The organism is Eubacterium limosum (genome assembly GCF_000807675.2).
Taxonomy (GTDB): domain Bacteria; phylum Bacillota; class Clostridia; order Eubacteriales; family Eubacteriaceae; genus Eubacterium; species Eubacterium limosum.
In genome coordinates this window covers 670,832-693,837 of the sequence record NZ_CP019962.1, presented here as the reverse complement: position 1 = coordinate 693,837, position 23,006 = coordinate 670,832, and the positions used below count along the sequence as shown (strand labels likewise).

At 44.7% G+C, this 23,006-nt stretch carries 26 protein-coding genes and 1 pseudogene; 20 read left to right on the top strand and 7 right to left on the bottom strand.

Annotated elements, in window-relative coordinates:
- Positions 1-5 precede the first annotated feature (5 nt).
- The 4 genes from recF to dnaA form a co-directional block, all read right to left on the bottom strand.
- Positions 6-1,121, bottom strand: coding sequence for a DNA replication/repair protein RecF (gene recF, locus B2M23_RS03190; protein ID WP_038353315.1), 1,116 nt, complete (start codon positions 1,119-1,121; stop codon positions 6-8).
- A complete protein-coding gene (locus B2M23_RS03185) occupies positions 1,118-1,336 on the bottom strand; it encodes an RNA-binding S4 domain-containing protein (protein ID WP_038353314.1) in 219 nt (72 codons plus the stop codon). The genes recF and B2M23_RS03185 overlap by 4 nt, the downstream gene beginning before the upstream one ends.
- 217 nt (positions 1,337-1,553) lie before the next feature.
- Entirely contained in the window at positions 1,554-2,669 is a 1,116-nt protein-coding gene (dnaN, locus tag B2M23_RS03180) for a DNA polymerase III subunit beta (RefSeq protein WP_038353313.1), read from the bottom strand.
- Positions 2,670-3,022: 353 nt separating this feature from the next.
- Positions 3,023-4,372 carry a chromosomal replication initiator protein DnaA gene (gene dnaA, locus B2M23_RS03175; protein WP_038353312.1) on the bottom strand — a complete coding sequence of 450 codons (1,350 nt, stop codon included), beginning with the start codon at positions 4,370-4,372 and terminating at the stop codon, positions 3,023-3,025.
- A gap of 509 nt (positions 4,373-4,881) precedes the next feature.
- On the opposite strand from dnaA, the gene rpmH reads away from it, so the two are divergent.
- From rpmH to rpsR, 18 genes are all read left to right on the top strand, one after another.
- Positions 4,882-5,016, top strand: a complete 135-nt coding sequence (rpmH, locus tag B2M23_RS03170) for a 50S ribosomal protein L34 (RefSeq protein ID WP_013378361.1) — start codon at positions 4,882-4,884, stop codon at positions 5,014-5,016.
- A 94-nt stretch (positions 5,017-5,110) separates the two neighbouring features.
- Entirely contained in the window at positions 5,111-5,461 is a 351-nt protein-coding gene (gene rnpA / locus B2M23_RS03165) for a ribonuclease P protein component (protein ID WP_227208151.1), read from the top strand.
- Positions 5,454-5,666, top strand: coding sequence for a membrane protein insertion efficiency factor YidD (gene yidD / locus B2M23_RS03160; protein WP_172611261.1), 213 nt, complete (start codon positions 5,454-5,456; stop codon positions 5,664-5,666). The genes rnpA and yidD overlap by 8 nt, the downstream gene beginning before the upstream one ends.
- A gap of 33 nt (positions 5,667-5,699) precedes the next feature.
- The gene (locus B2M23_RS03155) at positions 5,700-6,623 is read left to right on the top strand and encodes a YidC/Oxa1 family membrane protein insertase (RefSeq protein WP_038353310.1); all 924 of its coding nucleotides are present in this window, start codon (positions 5,700-5,702) and stop codon (positions 6,621-6,623) included.
- A gap of 62 nt (positions 6,624-6,685) precedes the next feature.
- A complete protein-coding gene (gene jag, locus B2M23_RS03150; protein ID WP_038353309.1) occupies positions 6,686-7,312 on the top strand; it encodes an RNA-binding cell elongation regulator Jag/EloR in 627 nt (208 codons plus the stop codon).
- Between the two features lie 180 nt (positions 7,313-7,492).
- Entirely contained in the window at positions 7,493-8,869 is a 1,377-nt protein-coding gene (gene mnmE, locus B2M23_RS03145; protein WP_038353308.1) for a tRNA uridine-5-carboxymethylaminomethyl(34) synthesis GTPase MnmE, read from the top strand.
- A gap of 9 nt (positions 8,870-8,878) precedes the next feature.
- Positions 8,879-10,780 carry a tRNA uridine-5-carboxymethylaminomethyl(34) synthesis enzyme MnmG gene (gene mnmG / locus B2M23_RS03140; protein WP_038353307.1) on the top strand — a complete coding sequence of 634 codons (1,902 nt, stop codon included), beginning with the start codon at positions 8,879-8,881 and terminating at the stop codon, positions 10,778-10,780.
- Positions 10,773-11,492, top strand: coding sequence for a 16S rRNA (guanine(527)-N(7))-methyltransferase RsmG (rsmG, locus tag B2M23_RS03135; RefSeq protein ID WP_038353306.1), 720 nt, complete (start codon positions 10,773-10,775; stop codon positions 11,490-11,492). The genes mnmG and rsmG overlap by 8 nt, the downstream gene beginning before the upstream one ends.
- Positions 11,493-11,542: 50 nt before the next feature.
- Complete coding sequence (locus B2M23_RS03130; protein ID WP_038353305.1) at positions 11,543-12,352, top strand: ParB/RepB/Spo0J family partition protein; 810 nt, start codon at positions 11,543-11,545, stop codon at positions 12,350-12,352.
- Between the two features lie 286 nt (positions 12,353-12,638).
- Positions 12,639-13,403: a ParA family protein gene (locus B2M23_RS03125; RefSeq protein WP_038353486.1), complete on the top strand. Its 765-nt coding sequence runs from the start codon at positions 12,639-12,641 to the stop codon at positions 13,401-13,403.
- Between the two features lie 3 nt (positions 13,404-13,406).
- Positions 13,407-14,306, top strand: a complete 900-nt coding sequence (locus B2M23_RS03120) for a ParB/RepB/Spo0J family partition protein (protein ID WP_038353304.1) — start codon at positions 13,407-13,409, stop codon at positions 14,304-14,306.
- Positions 14,293-15,369, top strand: a complete 1,077-nt coding sequence (locus B2M23_RS03115; RefSeq protein ID WP_038353303.1) for a G protein-coupled receptor family protein — start codon at positions 14,293-14,295, stop codon at positions 15,367-15,369. The genes B2M23_RS03120 and B2M23_RS03115 overlap by 14 nt, the downstream gene beginning before the upstream one ends.
- Positions 15,370-15,371: 2 nt before the next feature.
- The gene (locus tag B2M23_RS03110; protein WP_038353302.1) at positions 15,372-16,022 is read left to right on the top strand and encodes a CvpA family protein; all 651 of its coding nucleotides are present in this window, start codon (positions 15,372-15,374) and stop codon (positions 16,020-16,022) included.
- A gap of 12 nt (positions 16,023-16,034) precedes the next feature.
- Positions 16,035-16,916 carry a mechanosensitive ion channel family protein gene (locus B2M23_RS03105; RefSeq protein WP_038353301.1) on the top strand — a complete coding sequence of 294 codons (882 nt, stop codon included), beginning with the start codon at positions 16,035-16,037 and terminating at the stop codon, positions 16,914-16,916.
- A 12-nt stretch (positions 16,917-16,928) separates the two neighbouring features.
- Entirely contained in the window at positions 16,929-17,132 is a 204-nt protein-coding gene (locus tag B2M23_RS03100; protein WP_038353300.1) for a DUF951 domain-containing protein, read from the top strand.
- A gap of 386 nt (positions 17,133-17,518) precedes the next feature.
- The gene (rpsF, locus tag B2M23_RS03095) at positions 17,519-17,806 is read left to right on the top strand and encodes a 30S ribosomal protein S6 (RefSeq protein ID WP_013382826.1); all 288 of its coding nucleotides are present in this window, start codon (positions 17,519-17,521) and stop codon (positions 17,804-17,806) included.
- 10 nt (positions 17,807-17,816) lie between these two features.
- Positions 17,817-18,281 carry a single-stranded DNA-binding protein gene (locus B2M23_RS03090; RefSeq protein ID WP_013382825.1) on the top strand — a complete coding sequence of 155 codons (465 nt, stop codon included), beginning with the start codon at positions 17,817-17,819 and terminating at the stop codon, positions 18,279-18,281.
- 17 nt (positions 18,282-18,298) lie between these two features.
- Positions 18,299-18,526 (top strand): 30S ribosomal protein S18, encoded by a 228-nt coding sequence (gene rpsR / locus B2M23_RS03085; protein WP_013382824.1) that lies wholly within the window; start codon positions 18,299-18,301, stop codon positions 18,524-18,526.
- A 42-nt stretch (positions 18,527-18,568) separates the two neighbouring features.
- On the opposite strand, the pseudogene B2M23_RS03080 reads toward rpsR, so the two are convergent.
- A pseudogene (locus tag B2M23_RS03080) lies at positions 18,569-18,835 on the bottom strand (acylphosphatase); the annotation flags it as partial.
- 10 nt (positions 18,836-18,845) lie between these two features.
- Complete coding sequence (gene pdxR, locus B2M23_RS03075) at positions 18,846-20,267, bottom strand: MocR-like pyridoxine biosynthesis transcription factor PdxR (RefSeq protein WP_038353299.1); 1,422 nt, start codon at positions 20,265-20,267, stop codon at positions 18,846-18,848.
- Positions 20,268-20,393: 126 nt separating this feature from the next.
- On the opposite strand from pdxR, the gene pdxS reads away from it, so the two are divergent.
- Both pdxS and pdxT read left to right on the top strand, forming a co-directional pair.
- Positions 20,394-21,266: a pyridoxal 5'-phosphate synthase lyase subunit PdxS gene (pdxS, locus tag B2M23_RS03070; RefSeq protein ID WP_038353298.1), complete on the top strand. Its 873-nt coding sequence runs from the start codon at positions 20,394-20,396 to the stop codon at positions 21,264-21,266.
- On the top strand, positions 21,247-21,882 hold the full coding sequence (gene pdxT / locus B2M23_RS03065; RefSeq protein ID WP_052237373.1) for a pyridoxal 5'-phosphate synthase glutaminase subunit PdxT: 636 nt from the start codon (positions 21,247-21,249) through the stop codon (positions 21,880-21,882). The genes pdxS and pdxT overlap by 20 nt, the downstream gene beginning before the upstream one ends.
- Before the next feature lie 25 nt (positions 21,883-21,907).
- Here the strand turns inward: pdxT and hslO are convergent, their stop codons facing one another.
- Positions 21,908-22,816 carry an Hsp33 family molecular chaperone HslO gene (gene hslO, locus B2M23_RS03060; protein ID WP_038353297.1) on the bottom strand — a complete coding sequence of 303 codons (909 nt, stop codon included), beginning with the start codon at positions 22,814-22,816 and terminating at the stop codon, positions 21,908-21,910.
- Positions 22,817-23,006 lie beyond the last annotated feature (190 nt).

Genomic DNA, 23,006 nt, shown 5'->3' with positions numbered 1-23,006 from the left:
CATTTTCAATTTTCAATTTGTTTTAATTGTCGCCCATCCTCTATCTCAACAATCTTAGATGGGTATTCGCTGTAATGCTTGATAAAAGATGGGTCCGTACAGGTGATAAACGCCTGGGTCTTACCAAGAATGGAAAGAATGTTGCGCTGGCGCCTGTCATCCAGCTCGGACAAAATATCATCAAGGAGCACCACCGGGTAATCTCCGGTGCTCTCCCTGTAAATTTCAATCTGAGAAAGCTTCAAAGAAATAGCAGCTGTCCGCTGCTGTCCCTGTGAGCCGTATTTTTTTGCATCCTTACCGTTTAAGTGGATCATGATATCGTCCACATGAGGCCCATAGGTGGTGGATCCACGGGCAATGTCCTCCTGTCTGGAGGCCCGCAGTTTTTCCTTGAAAATCCTTTCAAGATCTGAAAATTCCTGTGGATTCTCAAGAACATTGTTCTGATAAAAAAGCACCAGCTCCTCCTGGCCGCCGCTGAGCTCACGGTGAAGTTCCCGGGCTTTTATATTCAGCCGCCTGAGGTAATCAATGCGGTAGCGCATGAGCACCGAACCGTATTTGACCAGCTGCTCATCCCAGGAATCCAGGGTAAGCGCCAGAGTGCTGTCGTATTTTATTTCCTTGAGCAACGCATTGCGCTGATTATGTATTTTGGCGTAATTCTTTAAAACATAGGGATAATTGGGCTTGAACCCGCTGATCTCATTGTTCATAAAACGCCTTCTTTTTTCAGGCCCTTCCTTAACGATTTTCAGGTCGTCGGGCTCAAAAAGAATGGTGGTCAGGACTCCAAGCACAGCGTCTCGCTTGGTTTCCTTCTTACCATTTAAAAGAACCGTCTTTTTTTTATCCTGCATCTTAATGGACAGGGTATGAGAGATGTCCTCCTTGACAATATCCGCCTGAACAAAAAATCCCGATTCGTCAAAGCCCACCATATCCATCAATGTTCCCGTCTTGTGGGAATATCCCCTGGACAGAAGGTGAATGCTCTCAACCAAATTGGTTTTTCCCTGGGCATTCTGGCCACAAATTACGTTGATACCCGGCGAAAATTCAAAGGTTTCATCCTTGTAGTTCCGGTAATGGACGAGGTGCAGCCTGGTGAGAATCATTGGGCAGCGGCAACCTCAAAGCTTCCGGCGTCCTCCACCTCAACCATATCTCCCGGACGAAGTTTTTTACCGCGCATGGTACAGATTTCTCCGTTTACACGTATCATTTCATCCTGAATCATCATTTTTGCGTCGCTGCCATTACCAACCAGCCCGGCAAACTTAAGAAGCTGATCCAGCTTTATGAACTCCGTGTTAATTTCGATAATTTCCATATTTATTCCTCTTTAAGTCTGTAAGCCTTTTAAAAAATAGTTTTTCTCGATTTTTCCCCTTAAAATTGGAAATACGCTTGAAAAACAGCAATAAAAACTGCATACATAGAATAGTATACCACAAATAAAAAAGGATTTGTAAACAAATCCTTTAAAATCATGATTTTTCTTAATGATAATACAGGTTTTTTCCGAAGGTTTTATTCTAGAAAAAAACTCAGGCTTCCTCAGCGATCCGGACTGGCAGAATCAGGTAAATAAATTCATCTGAACCGTCTGCCGGTACAATAACCGCTGGTCCAACAGAAGTGGTCAGTTCAATACTCATCTCATCCCGGTCGATAACCTTCAGCGCGTCAATGAAAAACTTGGAGTTAAAGGCGATTTTGATGGGATCTCCTTGATTTTCAATTGGAATCACCTCAAAAACATCCCCGATTTCTGCGTTGGAGGTTAAAATCAGCTGGTCAATATTAAAATCCATTTTAATCAGGTTATTCTTTCCCTCTCTCGCCAAAAGGGCCGCACGCTCGCTGCTCTCTAAAAGAAGCTTCCTGGAAACCTTGACCTGGGTGGCCTTTTCTGTCGGAATAATATGCTTATAATTGATAAATTCACCTTCCAGAAGGCGAGAGGTGAACTGGGTATTACCCATTTCAAAAAAGATCTGGGTTTTTGAAAATTTAACAATGACATTTTCATTATAGCTGGATAACAGCTTATTGAGCTCGTTCATGCTCTTTCCTGGAATAATGACAGAAATACTGCCGTCAATGGGCTCTTTAAGTTTACCTTTCTTTAAGGAAAGACGGTAGCCATCCAAAGCGATTAAGCTGATGGCATCATTTTCAATTTCCATTTTCAGGCCAGTGAGCACTGGAATATTTTCGCTGACAGCCACCGAAAAAATGGTGCCGCGGATCATTTCCTTCAGAACACCTGCTTCAATGACAAAACTATGCTCCTCAATGACTTCCGGAAATTCCGGAAACTCATCAGTCGGGAAGCCTTTAATGGTAAAGTTGGACAGGAGGCATTCGATTTTCACCTGGTTTGAGTTGTCTTTTTGGAAAAAAACCTCTTCTCCCGATAATTTTCGGATCACTTCGGTGATCAGATTGGATGATAAAATAATCTCACCATCCATGTCTACATTGGCCGGAAGGCTGGTTTGAACACCAATTTCCAGATCTGTTGAGGTTAAAACCAATTGATTATTGTATACCTGAAACAAGATTCCCTCAAGAACAGGAAGGGTGGTTTTATTTGATACCCCTTTCTGGGCAATGGATAAAGCGTTGATAAGCGCGTCACGTGAGCAGCTGAATTTCATAAAGGCACCTCTCTTTTGGGAAGGCTGCTTCCCTGAATATTAAATAATATATAAGTATTTATTTTAGTAATAATAGTAGTAGGGGTTGTGTAGACTGTGGATAACTCAGAAAACGGCGGGAGACCGCGAAAATTTGAAGTTATTCACAGTGGACAGGGTGTGGATAAATAGAGTCATATTCTGTTGAGAAAAAGCGGGTTATCAACAGATAAGGATTGTATTTTAACTGAAAAATCTTTTAATATCTTTCGGATGATTCTTTTGTTAAAATGCGTTAGACTCGTTACTGAATACCCAGGAGCTGCCGCTCCTTTTTCGATTTCTGCCAAGTTTTTTCAAATTTGGACTCGGCGTCAATTTCCGGTAATCTCTTTCTGTATACGGATGATTAGGTTTTTGAAGTCTGTGTTGGCTTCCATTTCCTCGTTGATCTTCTGGCAGGCGTGGATGACGGTGGAGTGGTCGCGGCCACCAAATTCTTCGCCGATCTTTGGAAGAGAAAGATCGGTTAAATCGCGGGTCAGATACATGGCGACCTGACGGGGAAGTGAAATGGCTTTCGTTCTTTTTTTGGAGTCGATGTCCTCAATGGTGACATTGAAATATTTTGCGGTCATTTCCTTAATATGGGTACTGTTGATGACAATGTTTTCTTTTGCTTTGAAAATATCCTTCAAAGCGTCTTTAGCCGTTTCCAGGCAGATGGGCTCGCCGTGGAGCTTGGAGTAGGCGACCACTGTGGTTAAAGCGCCCTCCAGTTCCCGGATGTTTGAGTGAATACTGTCCGCGATAAAGCTGAGCACATCATTTGGAATTTCTTCCTTATAGGATTCAGCTTTTTTGCGCAGGATGGCAATTCGCGTTTCAAAGTTCGGAGCAGAGATATCTGTGATCAAGCCCATTTCGAAGCGCGAGCGCAGACGTTCCTCCAGCTTTGGAATTTCTTTTGGCGGGCGGTCTGAGCTGATGACAATCTGTTTGTTTTCCTCATGCAGGGCGTTAAAGGTATGGAAAAACTCCTCCTGGGTTCCGTCCTTGCCGGCAAGAAACTGAATATCATCGATAAGAAGGATATCTACGTTGCGGTATTTATTTCTGAAGTCAATGTTGTTCTGGTTCTGGATTGCGTCGATGAATTCATTGGTGAATTTTTCACAGGACACATAGACCACTTTTTTGGTGGGCGCGTAGGAGAGAATATAATTTCCAATGGCCTGCATAAGATGGGTTTTCCCGAGGCCAACACCCCCATAGATAAAAAGGGGATTGTAGCGTTCTGACGGCGCCTCCGATACGGCGACGCAGGCAGCGTGGGCAAAGCGGTTGTTTTCGCCGATGACGAATTTTTCAAAGGTATACTTGGGATTCATGCTGCCGCCGTTGTTTGAAGGCTTGGAATTCCCCTCGTTTTTAGGCATGGGAGCGCTTTGCTCAGCAATATCCGGTACTTCCTTTTCGGATAAAACGATCTGGACCTTGCACTCCTGTTCCATCACCTGGCTCAGTGCATTGGTGATCAAAGCCTTATAGCGGGTTTCAAGCATGCCCCGTTCAAAATCATTATCCGAAATAAGATAAAAGGTGCCGCCGATCATTTTCAGCGGCTTTGTATTCGTAAACCAGGTATTGTAGCTGAGCTCAGACATCTCTTCCTTAATAAGGCTCAGCGCTTTCTCCCAGATTTTTACAATTGAATCATCCACAGGTCAACCTCCGATTTGTTGTGAGTATTAGGATATTTTAATTAAGATTCTATGCACAAATATTAAACAGAGTTGTGCACAGGGGTTAAATTATTTTAATTGTAAACACAAATGTTAATAAAAAAATAAGGTTTTATCCGCAAGAAAAACCGCCTAAACAAGCCGGTTTTAGGATTTTTATCAAGTTGTGCACAGCTTATCCATAGATTAATAAACAAAAAACGAAAGCTGTGGAAAAGTGTGGATATTTATTAACAGTATAGTACAGTATAACAAAGTCCTGTGGATAATTCAATAAGATTAAAGGAGATTGTGGATAAAAAAATGGGTTTTTACCAGATTCGGACAAAAAATACCATTCAAAAAGCCATGAAAAAACAAAGGAAAAGATGCCTTTTTGAGAAAATTTCTTGACAACAAGGAGCCAAAATTATATAATCCTAAAGTAAAAGTCTAATATGCTTATGAAAACTAAATGATGATAAATCGGAAAGTCAGGGGGTGTCGTAATGAAAAGAACATTTCAACCAAAAGTAAGACAGCGTAAAAAAGAACATGGTTTCAGAAAAAGAATGTCTACCACAAGTGGTCGTGTAATTTTAAAGAAAAGAAGATCAAAAGGTAGAGCAAAATTATCTGCATAGACTTGTATGGACCGTTTAAGCTTCTTGAACGGTCTTTTGTTTACTATGGCTTACCTGTAAATCAGGTAAAAACTCAATGTCAGGAGTAATCTTTTTGGCAAAAATTTGTACATTAAAAAAGCAGAAAGACTTTAAGCTTGTGTACCAAAAAGGGAAGGTCTTTGGCAATCGTAATCTTGTGATGCATTATTTAAAAAATGGGAAAGATACCAATCGTCTGGGTATCATAGTGAGCAAAAAAGTTTCCAACCGCGCGGTTGTGCGCAACCGTATAAGGAGACAGCTCAAGGAAGCCTACAGGCTTAATGAAAATCAGTTTGCACTGGGATATGATTTAGTAATAATTGCCAAAGCCAGCTGTAAAGATGAAAAATATCCGGTTATCGAAAAATCTTTAAAGCATTTATTTTATAAGAAGAATCTTATGAGGCAGGATCATGATTAAAAGGTTTATTTTAAAATTGATACGCGGTTACCAGCATTATATTTCGCCTTGTTTGCCGCATTCGTGTCGATTTTTACCAACCTGTTCAGAGTATTGCTACCAGGCCGTGCTAAAGTACGGTATATTTAAAGGACTGTTCCTCGGTACCAAAAGAATTTTAAAATGCCATCCCTTTCATCCGGGAGGCTATGATCCGCTCCCCTGAAAATTTTAGGGGAAATTTTAAAGGAGCTATTGCATGCATATTTTATATCAGGCATTTGGGTTTGTACTGTTCCAAATCTATAATTTTGTTCAGAATTACGGTGTTGCCGTCATTCTGTTTACCATTCTGGTAAAATTTTGTATTTTACCACTGAACATCAAGCAGACAAAATCCATGAGAGAAATGCAGGCGTTACAGCCTGAACTGCAGAAGCTGCAGAAAAAGTATAAAAATAATCCCGAAAAGCTTAATCAGGAAACAATGAAGCTGTACAAGCTGTACAACGTCAGCCCAATGGCTGGATGTCTTCCGCTCCTGATCCAGCTGCCTATTATTTACGCTTTATTTGGAGCTTTGAGAGATCCTGGAAAATGGGTGTTTACTAACGGCGACGTTTCAGCTATCAGCCAGCAGTTTCTATGGATTCCTGATTTAGGGAACCCGGACCCGTGGTACATTCTGCCAATCCTTTGTGTGGTCTTTACCTTTATTACACAGAAGTTTACCATGTCTGTTCAGAAGGGAACCATGGATCCATCTGCTGAGAAAACCCAGAACATGATGCTTTACATTATGCCGATCTTTATCGGTTTCGCAGCAATCGGTATGCCGGCTGGTGTTGCGCTGTACTGGGTGGTTCAGAACGTCTTTACTTTTGTCCAGCAGTTCGTTATGCTGCGCAAGCCTGCTAAAAAGATTGATCCGCGCGAAGCTGAAAAGCGTGTCGAAGAGGCAAAACGCGAAGAGATCAAAAAGAAAAAGGAAGAGCGCAAGCAGCAGAGTGAAGCCAGAGCAGAAGCGATGGCGGCTCAATCCGGTAAGCCAGTGAAAAAGAAGGAAGAGCCGACCGACAAAAAGCCTTTAACAAGACCGGCTTCAAGCAAAAAGGTAAAACGCCAGACGATCACAAAAATTCCTGGACAGGATAATTCGGGCAACGAGCCAGAAAAAGAATAGGATTATGGGAATGAGGCTCTGGTCCCTGGCCGGAGTCAGGATATCTGCTAAGGAGAAGAATCATGAATAAAATGGTAGTTGGTAAAGGAAAAACCATTGAAGATGCCATTAATGCAGGTTTAAAAGAATTGGGAGTAACGCTGGACGAGGTGGAAACCAACGTCGTTCAGGTACCGGAATCCGGAGTTTTTGGTATCTTTGGAAAAAAAGAAGCGGTTGTCGAAGTCACTGTTTTAAACAACGCAGGTAAAAAGGCAGAGGTTTTCCTGGGCGAAATGCTGGATGCCATGAATATTCCATGTACTATCACCTCACATTTGGAAGACGATGTGCTTCATGTTGAGCTTGAGGGAAAGGATATGGGCATTCTGATCGGCCGCCGCGGCCAGACGCTGGATTCCCTTCAGTATCTGGTAAGCCTGGTGGTTAACCGTTCTGGTGAAAAATACATCCGTGTGGTTTTGGATACGGAAAATTACCGCAGTAAGCGCCAGAAAACATTGGAAGCGCTGGCTGAAAAAATGGCTTCAAAGGCAGTGCGTTATGGCAAGAAAATGTCTCTGGAGCCCATGAATCCGTCTGAAAGACGAATCATCCACGCAAAGCTTCAGAACAGCGACAAGGTTTTTACCTTCAGCGAGGGTGATGAGCCTTACCGTCACGTCGTTATCCAGTTAAAAGATAAGTAAGGTAAGAAAGCACTGTTATAGGTTTATTTAAAAAACTATGCTATAATGTTATGGAAAAACACTTTGATTCTCATAGAATTAAAGTGTTTTTTGTGAATTAAGGCCTTCATTAGCCATTACCAATGAACAATTTTTGAAATTATTTATTGTTAATTGTTAAAACGAGTAAAGGAAATAAAAATGAACGAAGCATTATTAAATGAAGATACCATCGCAGCGGTCGCCACTGGACTTGGCGGTGCGGGCATTGGCATTATACGCGTCAGCGGACCGGAAGCAGTAGATATTGTCACCCGGATTTTTGTAAATCATGCTGGTAAAACCGTGGAGGGTGCAGAATCCCACAAGCTGCTTTATGGCAATATCCTTGAGCCTGAGGATGGAAAGATCATCGACGAGGTTCTGGTCTCAAAAATGAAAGGGCCATTTTCCTACACAGCGGAGGATGTGGTGGAGATTAACTGCCACGGGGGTATTGTGTCACTGAAAAGAATTTTGGACGCAGTCATCCGCTCTGGCGCACGTCTGGCAGAGCCAGGTGAGTTTACCAAGCGCGCCTTTTTAAACGGACGTCTGGATCTGGCCCAGGCCGAGGCAGTCATGGACATTATCTCTGCTAAAACTGAAAAGAGCCTGGAGTATTCCGTTGGACAGCTTGAAGGAAAGCTTTCTCAGCGGCTGACTGCCATCGACGACCTGCTCATTGATGTCATGGCAAATGTGGAAGCGAACATTGATTATCCGGAATACGATATTGAGGAAGTGACCACAGCTTATCTCAATGACCATATTCAGCAGGCCATGGACATGGTGGATGCGTTACTTAAGGCGTCGGAGACTGGGAAAATTTATCGCGAGGGGATCACCACCGCGATTCTTGGAGAGCCTAATGTTGGAAAATCCTCCCTGCTCAATACCCTTTTGATGGAAAACAAGGCCATTGTCACAGAGATTCCGGGAACCACCCGTGACATCATTGAGGAATATATCAACATCGGTGGGATTCCCTTTAAAATCATCGATACCGCTGGTATCCGCGAAACGGACAACCTGGTTGAGCAGATCGGTGTGGAGAAATCCCGTCAGCTCATTAAAAATACGAACCTTATTCTGTTTATGACAGACCTCAGCCGTCCCTTCTCTGAAGAGGAAAAGACACTTATTGAAGAGCTGGACTCTTCAAAAACCATTTTTATTGCTAATAAGACAGACAGTATGATGGAGACTCGCGATGTGCCGGATGGATGGATGCCTCTGTCTTTAAAAGAAGATAAAGGCGTCGAAGCGCTTAAGGATAAAATGCTTGAAATGGTCATGGGTGGTTCTGTCGATCAGGAGGCAGACTATATTGTCAACAATGTACGCCACGTCCACTTGCTGGAGGAAGCCATGGGCTGCCTGAAAAACGCTCTCGGAACCATCGATATGGGAATGCCGCTGGAGCTCGTCTCTATTGATATTAAGGACGGGCTTGAAAAGATCCGTGAAATTACAGGGCGTTCGGTGGGTTCGGATATTATCAATCAGATATTTAAGAATTTTTGTATTGGAAAGTAGAGGAATACTATGAACTATCAGGGAGGAAGTTTTGACGTTGTCGTCATCGGCGCCGGACACGCCGGTGCAGAAGCGGCTCTGGCAGCGGCGCGTTTGGGCTTTGAAACCTTATTATTAACCATCAATCTGGATTCTGTTGCCATGATGCCCTGCAACCCATCCATCGGGGGAACAGGTAAGGGGCATCTTGTACGTGAGATTGATGCTCTGGGCGGCGAGATGGGAAAAAATATCGACGCTACCATGATCCAGTGCCGGATGCTGAACACAGGAAAAGGGCCGGCGGTTCATTCTTTACGGGCGCAGGCAGATAAAAAGGCCTACCAGTTCCGGATGAAAGAAGTGATTGAGAATCAGGAGCATCTGTTGTTAAAGCAGCAGGAAGCTACCCGTATTGTTGTGGAGGACGGAAGGATCACCGGAGTAGAAGTGCAGACCGGGGCGGTTTATCAGTGCAAAGCCTGCGTTATCTGTACTGGTACTTACCTTAAAGGAAAAATCTTTATCGGTGAGGTCCAGTATGACGGCGGGCCTAACGGGCTTTTTCCGGCCATGCAGCTGTCTGACAGCCTTCTTAAGCAGGGGATTGAGCTGCAGCGCTTTAAAACAGGAACGCCTGCCCGTGTGGATGCTAAAACCGTGGATTACTCTAAAATGCAGATTCAGAATGGTGATGAAAAGATCGTCCCTTTTTCCTTTGAGACGGAGAAAATTGAGATTGACCAGGTACCCTGCTATCTGACCTACACCAACGAGGAAACCCATCGGATTATCAATGAAAATATGGAGCGGTCACCGCTGTATACCGGTGATGTCGTCGGAGTTGGCCCGCGCTACTGCCCATCCATTGAGACGAAGGTCATGCGTTTCGCGGATAAACCCCAGCATCAGATTTTTATGGAGCCTGAGGGCCTGCACACAAACGAAGTCTATGTTCAGGGGATGTCCTCCTGCCTTCCTGAGGACGTGCAGATCGCTCTTTACCGTACGGTTCCGGGAATGGAAAAGGTCGAATTTATGCGCTCAGCCTATGCCATTGAGTACGACTGTATTTATCCCACACGGTTAAAGGCCAGTCTTGAATCTAAAGATATTAAGGGGCTTTTCTTCGGAGGACAGATCAACGGGACTTCCGGTTACGAGGAGGCGGCAGCCCAGGGGCTTATCGCCGGTGTCAATGCGGTGCGTGCCATCGAAGGTAAGGAGCCGGTTGTTCTTGACCGCTCACAGGCCTATATTGGCGTTTTGATTGATGATATTATTACCAAAGGAACAGAAGAGCCTTACCGTATGATGACTTCCCGATCAGAGTATCGCCTGCTTTTACGCCAGGATAACGCAGATCTGCGGTTAACCCCCATTGGCTATGAAATTGGCCTGATTTCTGAGGAGCGTTACACCGCTTTTCTTCACAAAAAAGCAGCAGTTGAGCAGGAAAAGGAAAGGTTAACCCGGTTAATGATTAAACCAGGTGAACATACTAATAAGGTACTCGAAGATATTGGAAGTTCACCCATTAAAAGCGGCGTTACTCTGGCAGAGCTTATCCGTAGGCCAGAGGTAGGCTATGCCAATACCGCAGAGCTTGACCCTGAGCGTCAGGCGCTTTCTGACGCTGTGTGTGAACAGGTAGAGGTTCAGATTAAATATGACGGCTACATTAAAAAACAGATTGCTCAGGTGGAACAGTTTAAGAAAATGGAAAAAAAGCTGATACCAGAAAATATTGACTACACTGCCATCGGGGGTCTTCGTCTTGAGGCCGTTGAGAAATTGACGGATATTCAGCCAAAATCCATGGGACAGGCTTCGCGTATTTCGGGTGTATCTCCTGCAGATTTATCTGTACTGCTTATTTATCTGGAGCAGAACCGCAGACAGGCGCCGGTGGAGGAAGAAGAAAATGAGTAATATAGAAAAGCTGATGGATGCCGGCAAAAAATGCGGCATTGCCATTGACGAAGAACAAAGCCGGCTGATGATTCTTTATATGGAAAAGCTGCTTATTATGAATGAAAAGATCAATGTGACCCGCATTACGGATGTGGATGAGTTTATTGAAAAGCACCTGATTGATTCCCTTACCTGTTTGAAATTTATTCATAGAGATGCGAAATCAATTTTAGACATAGGTACGGGCGGCGGATTTCCAGGTGTACCTCTTGCTATTATGATGCCGGAAGCAGAGATCACCATGATGGATGCAACCGGCAAAAAGCTGAAGGTTATTGAGAATATCTGTCGCGAGATCGGAATAAAAAATGTGGAATTTCTTCACGGCAGGGCTGAGGAGTTTGGAAAAGACCCTGCCTACCGGGAGGGCTATGATTGTATTGTCTCCCGCGCGGTAGCGAACTTATGTTTGCTTTCTGAGCTATGTCTGCCCTTGGCAAAAAAAGGTGGCCAGTTTATTGCTCTTAAGGGAAAAAATTATCTGGAAGAGATGGATGACGGAGAAAAAGCCATTAAGGTCCTTGGCGGAAAAATAACCGGAATAGAATCCTGTTTGTTACTGCAAAGGGACTTGGTTCATGTTATAATATTAGTTGATAAAGTTAAAAACACACCGGAGAGGTTTCCGAGAGCCTTTGGTAAAATTAAGAGGGAACCTTTTCCGGGTTAAGATGTTTCACGTGAAACATATCATATGAAACACATGTAGGAGATAATCAAATGAAGAGTATTATTGAATCAAATGTTGAACAGATACCAGTTGATAAAATCCTTCCAAATCCAAATCAACCAAGAAAACATTTTGAAGATTCTGCGATTACTGAACTGGCGGAATCCATTAAATCCTTTGGTGTCATTCAGCCTATCCAGGTTCGGAAGATCAGTGAGGAATTTTATGAACTTGTTTCTGGTGAACGTCGGCTGAGAGCCAGCAAAGTGGCAGGGGAGGAAACCATTCCAGCTATCATCGTGGAAATGTCCGATCAGGATTCCGCTTTGATCGCTATCATGGAAAATGTTCAGCGTGAAGACCTGACCTACTTCGAGGAAGCGGAAAGCTACCGGCAGCTCATGGAATACTATAATTTAACCCAGGACCGAATTGCGGAGCTTCTAGGAAAATCCCAATCCTTCGTCGCAAATAAAATTCGCCTTTTAAAGCTGGATCCGTTGATCATTGAAACATTGACTGAGAATAATCTTACAGAGCGCCACGCGCGGGCTCTTTTGAGGATTCCAGATACAGAGCTTCAGGAAGAGGTATTAAAGCAGGTCGTCAAAAAAGATATGACTGTTAAAAAAACTGAGGAGCTGGTTGAAAAAATCCGCAAGGATGTATTAACTAATAATTATGATGAAAAGCTGACGCCGGAAAAGAAGGCTCGTGTCAAGTCCTTCATCAACGCCCAGATTTATATCAATACCATCAAGACAGCATTCAAGGCTGTTAAGGAAAGCCGGAACACAGCAGAATATAAAGAGATCGAACGGGAAGACTATGTCGAGATTAAAATAATTATTCCTAAGTAGGGAATTTCTGTGGCTGCGGATAATACAGCTTAAAATGGTGCTGGGTAAGGCAGTTATGTAAATTTTTTAATGCACCTGTCCATTGATCGATGTGCTTTAGAAAGCCACCATCACAATTCAAAGAATATTTTGCTTCTTCATCTGAAGAAGCATTTTTATGCAAAAAAATATTTAAGATACCAATAAAAAATGGACAAAACAGTCTGTTGTTTATTATAATGTTAGAGTACAAACTGTGCCGAGATTATATATGTTTCACGTGAAACATACTGGAAAGGACCCTGATATGGCAAAAACTATTGCGATTTTTAATCAAAAGGGTGGTGTCGGAAAGACAACGACAACCATGAATCTCACCACTGCGCTAAGCATGATGAATTACAAAGTACTGACCGTTGATACCGATCCCCAGGGGAATACAAGCAGTGGCTTCGGCATCAATAAAAATGAGCTGGAAAAAAGCATTTATGACGCGCTCATTGTCGGAGATGATCCCAAAGAGATTATCCTGACAACCTCGTACAAAAACCTTCACATTCTTCCATCCAATCTGGAGCTGGCGGGAAGTGAAATTGAGCTGACAAACATGAGCCAGAGGGAGCTTCGTTTGAAGCACAGCCTTGAAAGCGTTCAGGATTTTTATGATTTTATTTTCATTGATTGTCCGCCATCTCTTGGACTTTTAACCATCAATGCTCTGGCAGCCTCAGATTCGGTTTTGATACCGATCCAGTGTGAGTTTTATGCGCTGGAAGGTGTTGGGCAGCTGATGAGCACTGTAGGCCTGGTGAAAAAAGGTTTGAACCCCAAGCTTGAAATTGAGGGCGTTTTAATGACCATGTATGATGGCCGTACCAATCTTTCACTTCAGGTTGTGGATGAGGTAAAGGAATATTTCAAGGACAAAGTGTATAATACCTATATTCCCAGAAATGTCCGACTGGCGGAGGCGCCGAGCTATGGTCAGACGATTTTTGAATATGCGATCAACTCAAAAGGTTCGCAGGCCTATTCGGAATTTTCACAAGAGTTTATAAAAAGGCAGGAGTAGATCATGGCGAAGAGCAGAGGATTAGGAAAGGGTTTGAAGGCATTAATTCCCGATGAAAGCTTTATGAGTATTGACAACAGCGATACTGAAAATGCCGAAAAGCTGGTCTTTTTTCTCCAGATCAACAAGATAAGACCAAATGCCGACCAGCCCCGTAAGAAATTCAATCGGGAAAAACTGGAGGAACTGGCTGCTTCCATTAAAGAGCACGGCATTCTTCAGCCCTTGGTGGTAAGGCCGGAAAACAATGGATATACCATTATCGCAGGCGAGCGCCGCTGGCGCGCAGCCACCATGGCTGGGCTGAAAGAAGTTCCGGTCATTGTGAAAGACCTGCCAGCTAAAGATGTAATGGAGCTTGCGCTTATCGAAAATGTTCAGCGAGAGGATCTGAATGCCATCGAGGAAGCTGAGGCTTACGGCGCGCTTATGGAGCATTTTAATCTGACACAGGGAGAGATTGGCATCCGTATCGGTAAAAGCCGGGCAGCTATTACAAACACTATGCGGCTTTTAAATCTTCCCGATAAAGTGCGGCAGGAGGTTCTGGATGACAACATCAGCTCAGGTCACGCAAGAGCTCTTTTGTCACTGGAAGATCAGAGGCAGATGGAGGCCCTGTGCGAAGAGATTATTGATAAAAAACTCAGTGTACGTGAAACCGAAAAAAAGGTGAAACTGCTGAAAAACCCTCCAAAGGAGGAGAAGGCAAAACCTGAAAAAAATCCGTATATTACCGCAGTGGAGGATGGATTGAAACAGAAATTTGCCACCAAAGTAAAAATCTCAGGAAAAAAGGATAAGGGGAAGATCGAGCTGGAATACTATTCTACAGAAGACCTGAACCGCATTCTGGATCTTTTGGGATATGAAAATGACGGGAGTAATGATGAATCAGAATAATTATCACATTAAAAAAAGGATGAGCCCGATAGAGACAGCGCTGCTCGGCAACCTGATTTACATCGTGCTTGTTCTGATTTTGAAAAATGTTCTAGACCTTATAGGAAATGATGGCAACTATAAGCTCTGGTTTGGTGCCATCGAATTGGTGATAACGGCAGGTTACTGGATATTCCTGAACTGGTTTTTATTTAGAAATCCAGCAAGCCACCAGGATGGGAGCTATGCAAAATACATATTTTTTAGTCTGCTGCCCATACTGGTCTTTACCATTGTATCTACAATAGTGATCTACGCAGCGCCTGGAACAAACTTCACCAGCGCCTGGAATGAATTTACATTTTTGGTAGCGCCAACGATTTTCTGGTATCTGCCCTATGGGCTGATTTACCATTTTATCGGCTCTGCTATTCCCATTGTTGTGTATTTTGTCATCTGCCTGATATTGGTCATTGTTTTCCAGGGGATCGGCATTGCCATGGGCTCCGGCAGACGTAAAAAACTGCGCGAGCGTGCAGAAAGACGGGAAAAAGAAAAAGAACAGATCAGCGTCGAAAAGGTCATTGAGCCCTACAACAAAAAAAGAAGACCAGCTGCCAGTCAACAGGCAGCGCCGCAGAAACCAAAGAAAAAAGCACCAGCAAAACCACAGCCTAAAAAGGCTGACCCCAAAGATCCCTTTGGAGATGATGATGATCAGCCTCAGATCATCTATACCGAGGCTTTCTCAGTAATCACCGATGAAATGCTTGAAGAAGCAGAACGGCGTAAACGGGAAAATCTTGAGGATAAGATGGCCGAAGCAGCCACGCCTTCAGGTGAAGCAGAGGAGATACTGGATCATGTAGAAAAAGGTCTGATCGATGAAATTGATACGGAGGCTGTTAACCGTGCCATAGCCGAAACCCAAAGAGGCCTTAAGGCAGCGAAACAGCCAAGAAAAGCGCCGCGTGAAAAAGACAACGTGCTGGACAGAGAAAAATCAGAAACACAGGATATCACAGCAGAGCTGGAGCATATCCGTAAGCTGATGTCCCAGAATGATAAAAACAAAAGGAAATAAATATGAATATGACAACTCTTGACATCATCTGCATTGTGCTGGTGATCGGAGTTGGAATGATCGGTTATATAAAAGGTGCAATAAATACGCTCATTGGTCTGGCGGGATTTATTGCATCTTTTGTCATAGCAAGGATTTTTTCAGCACCGGTAACAAACTGGTTACTCAATGTAGAACCCGTTAAAAATTTTATAAATGACACGATTACCCAAAATGCCATAAATGCTGTGGGACAGTATGGGAGTGAGGCACTCTCGAGCCTTCAGGGGATTGGAGGGCTGGATTTTTTATCTGGTATTACTGACGCATCGATACTGTCGGGCGGCACAGCTGCCGCCCAGGCAGTCAATCAGGCGCTTCAGCCAGTCATTTATCAGATTGCAAACGGCTTTGTATTTTTGATTCTGCTGCTTTTGTGCAGCGCCGCCTTTGGCATTGTAAGACATATTGGAAAGGGTATGAACCGGGTGCCTGTTATCGGAACAGCCAACCGCGTTGCAGGTTTGGCCATTGGATTGGTGATTGGACTGGTGATTGCAGTGATTGTGATCACAGTTGTATTGTACTATGGTATTTTTTCAGGAGACGTCACCATTGTGCAGATGGTAAAGGACGGTGTGCTCACCGGACCAGTGGCACTGTATCTGCATTAGAAGGGAGGATTTATGGTATACGAAAACGTTGGAGATCTCTGGCAGCATTTGCTGAGTGGAATTGACCTGAGCGAACTAACCGAAAAAATTATTTCGGTTGTCATTACGATCATTGTATTTTTTATTCTCATCAAGGTCAGCAATGGGCTGGTCAATAAATTTTTTAATGAAAATAAGAAAAATATCACACCGCAGGAGCGAAAAAGAGTACTTACCCTTAAAAAGGCTTTAAAGACGTTTTTAAGGACGGCTTTGCTCTTGACGGAACTATTGACCGTTTTATCCTTTTTCACCGACGTAGGGGCCCTTCTCGCGGTTGCCGGAGTTGGAACTCTGGCCATTGGCTTCGGCGCTCAGGGCCTGGTCGAGGATGTTATGAGCGGTTTTGTCATCATATTTGAAAATCAGTTTTCTGTCGGAGATTATGTCACCATCGACAATGACCACTACGGGGTAGTGGAAACCATTGGTGTCCGGACAACGGCGGTCCGTGAAATGGACGGCGGATTGTTTATTATTCACAATGGGAAAATCGACCGGCTCATCAATCACTCCAAAGGAACCATCAAAGCCGTGGTTGATGTCGGAGTTGCTTATGAAGAAAATATTGATTATGTACTTTCTGTTCTCCGGGAAATCTGTGAGGAAGTCTACAATGCCAACGAGACTTTGTTTGTCGGAAAGCCGGAGGTACTTGGGGTAACCCGCATGGACCCTTCATCTATGAATATCCGCATCATTGCAGATGAGGATGCAGCCAGAAAGGTCAAGGCAGAAACTGCGCTAAGAAAGCGTATTAAGGAAGTTTTTGACGAAAAGGGTATTGAGATCCCTTATGGTAAGTACGTTGTCTATTCCAACGGACAGTCCAAGCCGCAAATTATGCAAAAGTAGAAAGGAGCCATCATGGAAAACAGGGAATATGGTCTCGGGGATATTGTGGAGCTGAAGAAAAAACATCCCTGCGGAAGCTACAACTGGAAAATTCTTCGTATGGGAGGAGAAATCAAATTAAAGTGCACAGGATGTGAGCATATGGTAACTGTGCCGCGGTCCAAGTTCAATAAGATGATTAAAAAAGTTGTCGAACACAACGAGGACAATAAATAGCGAAAACGGCAAGTTGTTTTTAAAAAAAGTTTGCTTAGACTGTCAAAAAAGTAGTGTAGTCCGAGACTGCACCTTTTATCCAGATAAGCAAAAAGGTCCAGGCGCTGTGGATGACGGCCAGGAATGGCGCCGCCCTAACTGCACAGCCGGACATCGGCGAGATGAAGCATCCGCTTTAGTGAAGAAGCTATCCCTGTGAGGGCAGTACCCGCAGGCCACTTTTTTCTTCCTTAGGTAAAAGGCTTCGTCTTTCTGGTCTTGAACCCCCCAGCAAATTCTTTTTTGAAAAAGAGTTTGCTTTTTTTTGCTTTTATGATATACTATTGAACTGTACCCTTGCGCATTGCAGAAGCGGTGCGCCATAGTCCACAAGGAGGTGAATTGAAATGAGAGCTTACGAAACAGTATTTGTTTTACAACCTGAATTAGAAAAGGAAGTTACAGATTCCTGGATTGAGAAGGTTAAAGGCGCCATTGCAGCAGCAGGTGAAGTTGGAACTGTTGATGAATGGGGTAAAAGAAAGTTAGCTTACGAAATCGACAAAAAGTATACCGAAGGTTACTATGTTGTGATTGAATTCAAAGCTGAACAGTCTGTATTAGACAGCCTTGACTACTTATTCAAGATGAATGAAGAGTTCATCAGAAGCATCATCGTTAAAAAAGAAAAATAGAGGTTAAACCGTGAATAAAGTAATTTTAGTAGGAAGATTAGCAAGAGACCCTGAACTGCGCACAACTAACACCGGAAAATCAGTGGCGACATTTTCTTTAGCTGTTGACAGACGGTTTAAACAGGAAGGTCAGCCAACCGCCGACTTTTTCAATATTGTTGCATGGGGAAGACAGGCTGAAGTCATTTGCCAATATCTTGGCAAGGGCAGACAAATCGCTCTGACCGGAAGATTACAGTCCCGTTCCTACGACGCTCAGGATGGCTCTAAACGTTATGTGACAGAGGTTGTTCTGGAAGAATTTGATTTCATCGGTAGCAAAAACGATGGCGGTGGAAGCGGCTATAACGATAACTTTGGCGGCGGCTACAATCAGGCTCCGGCAAAAGCAGCACCACAGCCAGCCAATAATATGCCTTTAGATTTCGACGACGATTTTCATTTGATGGCAGACGATGACGAAGTACCTTTTTAAGATAGGAGGATAAAACAATGCCAAAACCGTTTAAAAGAAGAAGAAAAGTATGCGAATTCTGTGAAAGACATGAGACAGAAGTCGATTATAAAGATGTGGCTACGTTAAAGAAATACATTTCTGAACGCGGCAAAATCTTACCAAGAAGAGCTACAGGAACCTGCGCAAAACATCAGCGTAAGGTAACCGAAGCTGTTAAACGTGCACGTAATATCGCATTATTACCATACACATCTAACAACTAAAAAGCACAAAACACCGGAATCTAAGGATTCCGGTGTTTTGTAGTACTTTATTTTAAACTTGCTGTCCGCACCCAAGGCGATGGGCTTCATGGAGTAGTCATCCACCCGTATAAAGTGATTCCCCTTCCGAACGGCGGTCATAAACTTATGGATCAGGGCTTCCTTACCCTGGACCTCCATGTCCACCATGCCATTGTCCAGATTGCGGACCCAGCCGGTCAGTCCATAGCCTGCGGCAATGGACTGGACAAAATACCTGAAACCAACCCCCTGAACACGTCCTTCGACAATGATATAATAACGTTTCATCACATCCTCCTCAGTTAATTGCGCTCCAGGCATGACCCAGAAGCGAAACGGCTGTTTCAATTTCTTCCTCTGTAAAGCTGGCGTAGCCCATGACAATGACGTTACGCGGCATCCTGGCCTCTGGCTCAATATAATACTCCGACAGCCCATAAACCCGGATACCAGCCGCCTTTGCGTGTTCAACAAGGGCTTTCTCAGTGTAGGGAGGCTCAAATTTCAGCAGCAGGTGAAGACCGGCGTTTTCGCCGGAGATTTCTATTTTATCTGCCATGGGCAGACAGCGGATGCACTCCAGCATTTTATTCCGCCGCACCTTATAGATTTTACGCATACGGCTCAGGTGGCGCTCAAAATGGCCGCCCTTCATAAACTGGTGCAGTGTGTGCTGCTCAAAGCGGGGAACAGTTGAGGAATAAAAGGAAAAATCCTCACAGTAACCGTGAAGCAGCCGCTCGGGCAGAATCATGTATGAGATACGCATGGAGGGTGCCAGGCTCCGGGTAAAGGTATTAAAGTAAATGACCTTATCCGCTGTGTCCAGCCCCTGCAGGGCAGGGATGGGACGGCCGCTGAAACGAAATTCACTGTCATAGTCGTCCTCAAGAATATAGCGGTCCGGGGATTCCAGCGCCCATTTCAGCAGCGCCATGCGCCGGCCCACAGGCATGACGATGCCCAATGGAAACTGGTGCGATGGTGTCAGATGAAGGATTTCTGCACCGGAATGCTTCAGGCTTTCCACGGAAACGCCATCATCATCCAGGGACATAAGGCTTACGTCCGCCCCATTGCTTTTAATGACCTTGTAGACCTTATTGTAATTGGGATTCTCCACCGCGTAGCGGCTTTTCCGGCCGAGAAGCTGTACCGCAAGCCCCAGCAGATATTCTGACCCTGCGCCGATGATAATCTGCTCCGGTGTACAGTTGACCCCGCGGTACTGGTGCACGTAGTCCGCGATAGCCTTTCTCAGAGGATAATACCCCCGGGGATCGACAGCCCGCAGCAGATTTCGGTTGCGGTTGTGGAGGATTTCCCGTGAGATTTTTGCCCAGGTGGGAAAAGGAAAAAAGTTAGCGTCAACGGTATTGGTTTTAAAATCATAAAGCCACTGCTCGCGGGTTGGCTTTTGAGCCGCGTGAACAACAGCTTCCTCAGGAGAGGGTTCTGGTATATCGGGCAGCATATCCTCCAAAACAGCCACATAGTAGCCACTCTTGGGCTTGGAGATAATATAACCCTCTGCGGCCAGCTGTTCATAGGCTGTTGCCACAGTATTCTGGCTGATTTTCAAGTGGGCAGCCAGCTTTCTTTTTGAGGTTAGTTTTTCACCGGGATGCAGCCTTCCGGTCTCGATTTCCTTCCGGATAAAGCTGTATAGCTGCTGGTACAGTGGAATTTCGTGATCGGGATTCAGAATAAAGGTCAGCATAATTCTCCAATCTGATACTATTAATTATTTTAAATCTGGTTATTGTGCAGGAGTCAGTTCTTAACTATAATAATACCCAAGATTACAGATATCTGTCAATAAAAAAATATAAATTGGAGAAAAATCATGTCAAATGAATTAAATAAAAACCTGGCCCAGATGTTTAAAGGTGGGGTAATCATGGATGTCACCACACCGGAGGAAGCAAAAATCGCCCAGGAATGCGGAGCGGTAGCGGTTATGGCCCTGGAACGTGTTCCGTCAGATATAAGAAAAGAGGGCGGTGTCGCCAGAATGAGCGACCCGAAGATGATCAAGGAAATTCAGGAGGCTGTGACCATCCCTGTCATGGCAAAGGTGCGGATCGGCCATATCGCTGAAGCGCAGATCCTTGAGGCTTTGGGAATTGACTATATTGACGAAAGCGAAGTCCTGACGCCTGCGGATGAAAGATTTCACATTGACAAAGCGGCGTTTAAAGTACCCTTTGTCTGCGGAGCGAGAAATCTCGGAGAGGCACTGCGCCGTATTGGAGAAGGGGCTTCCATGATCCGTACAAAGGGGGAGGCAGGCACTGGCAACGTTGTAGAAGCAGTGCGGCACATGCGGACCATTCAGGCAGATATGCGCCAGGTGGCCGGAATGCGCAGAGAAGAGCTCATATCCTATGCCAAGGAGATCGGGGCGCCATATAATCTGGTGTGCGATGTCCACGAAACTGGCAGGCTGCCCGTGGTCAATTTTTCTGCCGGGGGCATCGCGACGCCGGCAGACGCAGCGCTTATGATGCAGCTTGGCAGCGAGGGTGTTTTTGTAGGATCAGGCATTTTCAAGTCGGAGAACCCTGAAAAAGTTGGAAAGGCCATTGTCAGGGCAACTGCCTATTACAGCGATCCAGAAATTCTGGCAGAAGTCAGCGAGGATCTTGGAAAAGCCATGTCCGGCGTCGATTTAAAAGATTTGGGCGAGGAAGAGCGTTATGCAGGCAGGGGCTGGTAAAAAAACGCATATTGGGGTTTTGGCGCTCCAAGGCTCAGTGGACGAGCACCTGGAGTGCCTGAGCCGTCTGGGCGTGCGGGGTGTTCCGGTAAAACGGAAAGAGGAGATTGCGGCTGTGGACGGCATGATCCTGCCTGGAGGAGAGAGCACAACCATCGGCAGACTGTTGCGAGACTTTGGCCTGCTGGACCCGCTGAAAGACCATATTACGAATGGATTGCCGGTCTGGGGAACCTGTGCGGGGCTTATTCTGCTGGCAAAGCATATACTGGGAGAGACGCCGTATCTGGGCGTCATGGATATTACAGTCAGACGAAACGCCTATGGGCGGCAGGTTGACAGCTTTAAAACATCTGAGATTATTTCGGCTTTTGGCCAGTCCCCAATGCCGCTGGTTTTTATCCGGGCGCCTTATATAGAATCTGTGAGTGGCGGCGCGGAGGTGTTGTGTGAGCTGGAGGGGCATATTGTAGCTGCCCGGCAGAGAAATATGCTTGCAACCGCTTTTCACCCGGAGTTGACTGAGAATATAGACGTATACCAATACTTCCTGAGAATGACTGAAGAAGCCAGATGCCAGGGTTTTATTTGGGAATCCACTAAAAAAACGAACTGAATTTTCAGTTCGTTTTTTATTGCTTTTATTGTTCTGCGTCCACAACCTTAAATTTCTGCATCTTTTTCTTTGTCACCAGCTGGAGCAAGATCTGCAGCTCCTCTGGGGTAAAGTAGTAGTGTTTGCCGCAGAAATCACAATTGACCTCAATGGTCTTGCCGTCATCGATCATTTCCTGAAGGTCTTTTTCGCCGACACTGATGAGGGCCTTGGTGACACGTTCTCTGGAACAGTCACATTTGAACTGGGCAGGCAGACGGTCAATGATCTTTACGCCGAAATCGCCCAGTATAATTTCCAGGATCTCTTCGGGAGTCTGGCCTTTTTCCAGGAGTGAAGTAACCGATTCGGCCTGGCTTAATTTTTTTTCAAGCCTGTCGATGATTTCATCGGAGGTGTAAGGCATCAGCTGAATGATAAAGCCGCCAGCCTGGTTGACCTCGGTTTCTTCCTTTAAGGTAAGGCCCAGTGCCACAGAGGTTGGAATCTGTTCAGAAAAAGCGTAATAATAGGTTAAATCCTCAGCAATTTCTCCGGTTACCAGTGGTGAGGTGCCCACATAAGGTTCCTTTAAGCCGATATCCTTAATAATGCTTAAATTTCCATTTCCGATGACCTTTTCCGTTTCGAGCGGATTTTCGCTTTTCACCTGCGGTTCAAAGACAAAGCCCTTGACGTCGGCCTTGCTGTTGGCCGTAACGGTAATACCTCCGATGGGGCCGTCGCCTTTGATCTGCAGGGTCAGCACCTCATCATCGTTTTTCATCATGCTTCCCATTAGGCTGCCGGCTGTCAGCAGGCGGCCGAGAGCCACGGTGGCGGCGGGGGAGGTGTTGTGTATTTTATGCGCATGGGCACAGAGCTCCCGGGTCGTCGCGGCATATGCGCGGATCTGTCCGTCGGCAGCTGTGGCTCTTACAATATAATCAGACATTGTTTCTCCTTTCAGTTATCCACTTAAAAATAGTTTAACATTTCGTAAAAGAATCTTCAATTAAATGCTGTTATTATTTATACCACAAAATCACAAAGATAAAAAGAATGTTGCAAAAATGTTGTAAAATTTACAGAAATGTGTTCATTAAGCCGGGAATGTGGTATAATATCTAGGTTCATTTTAGTCT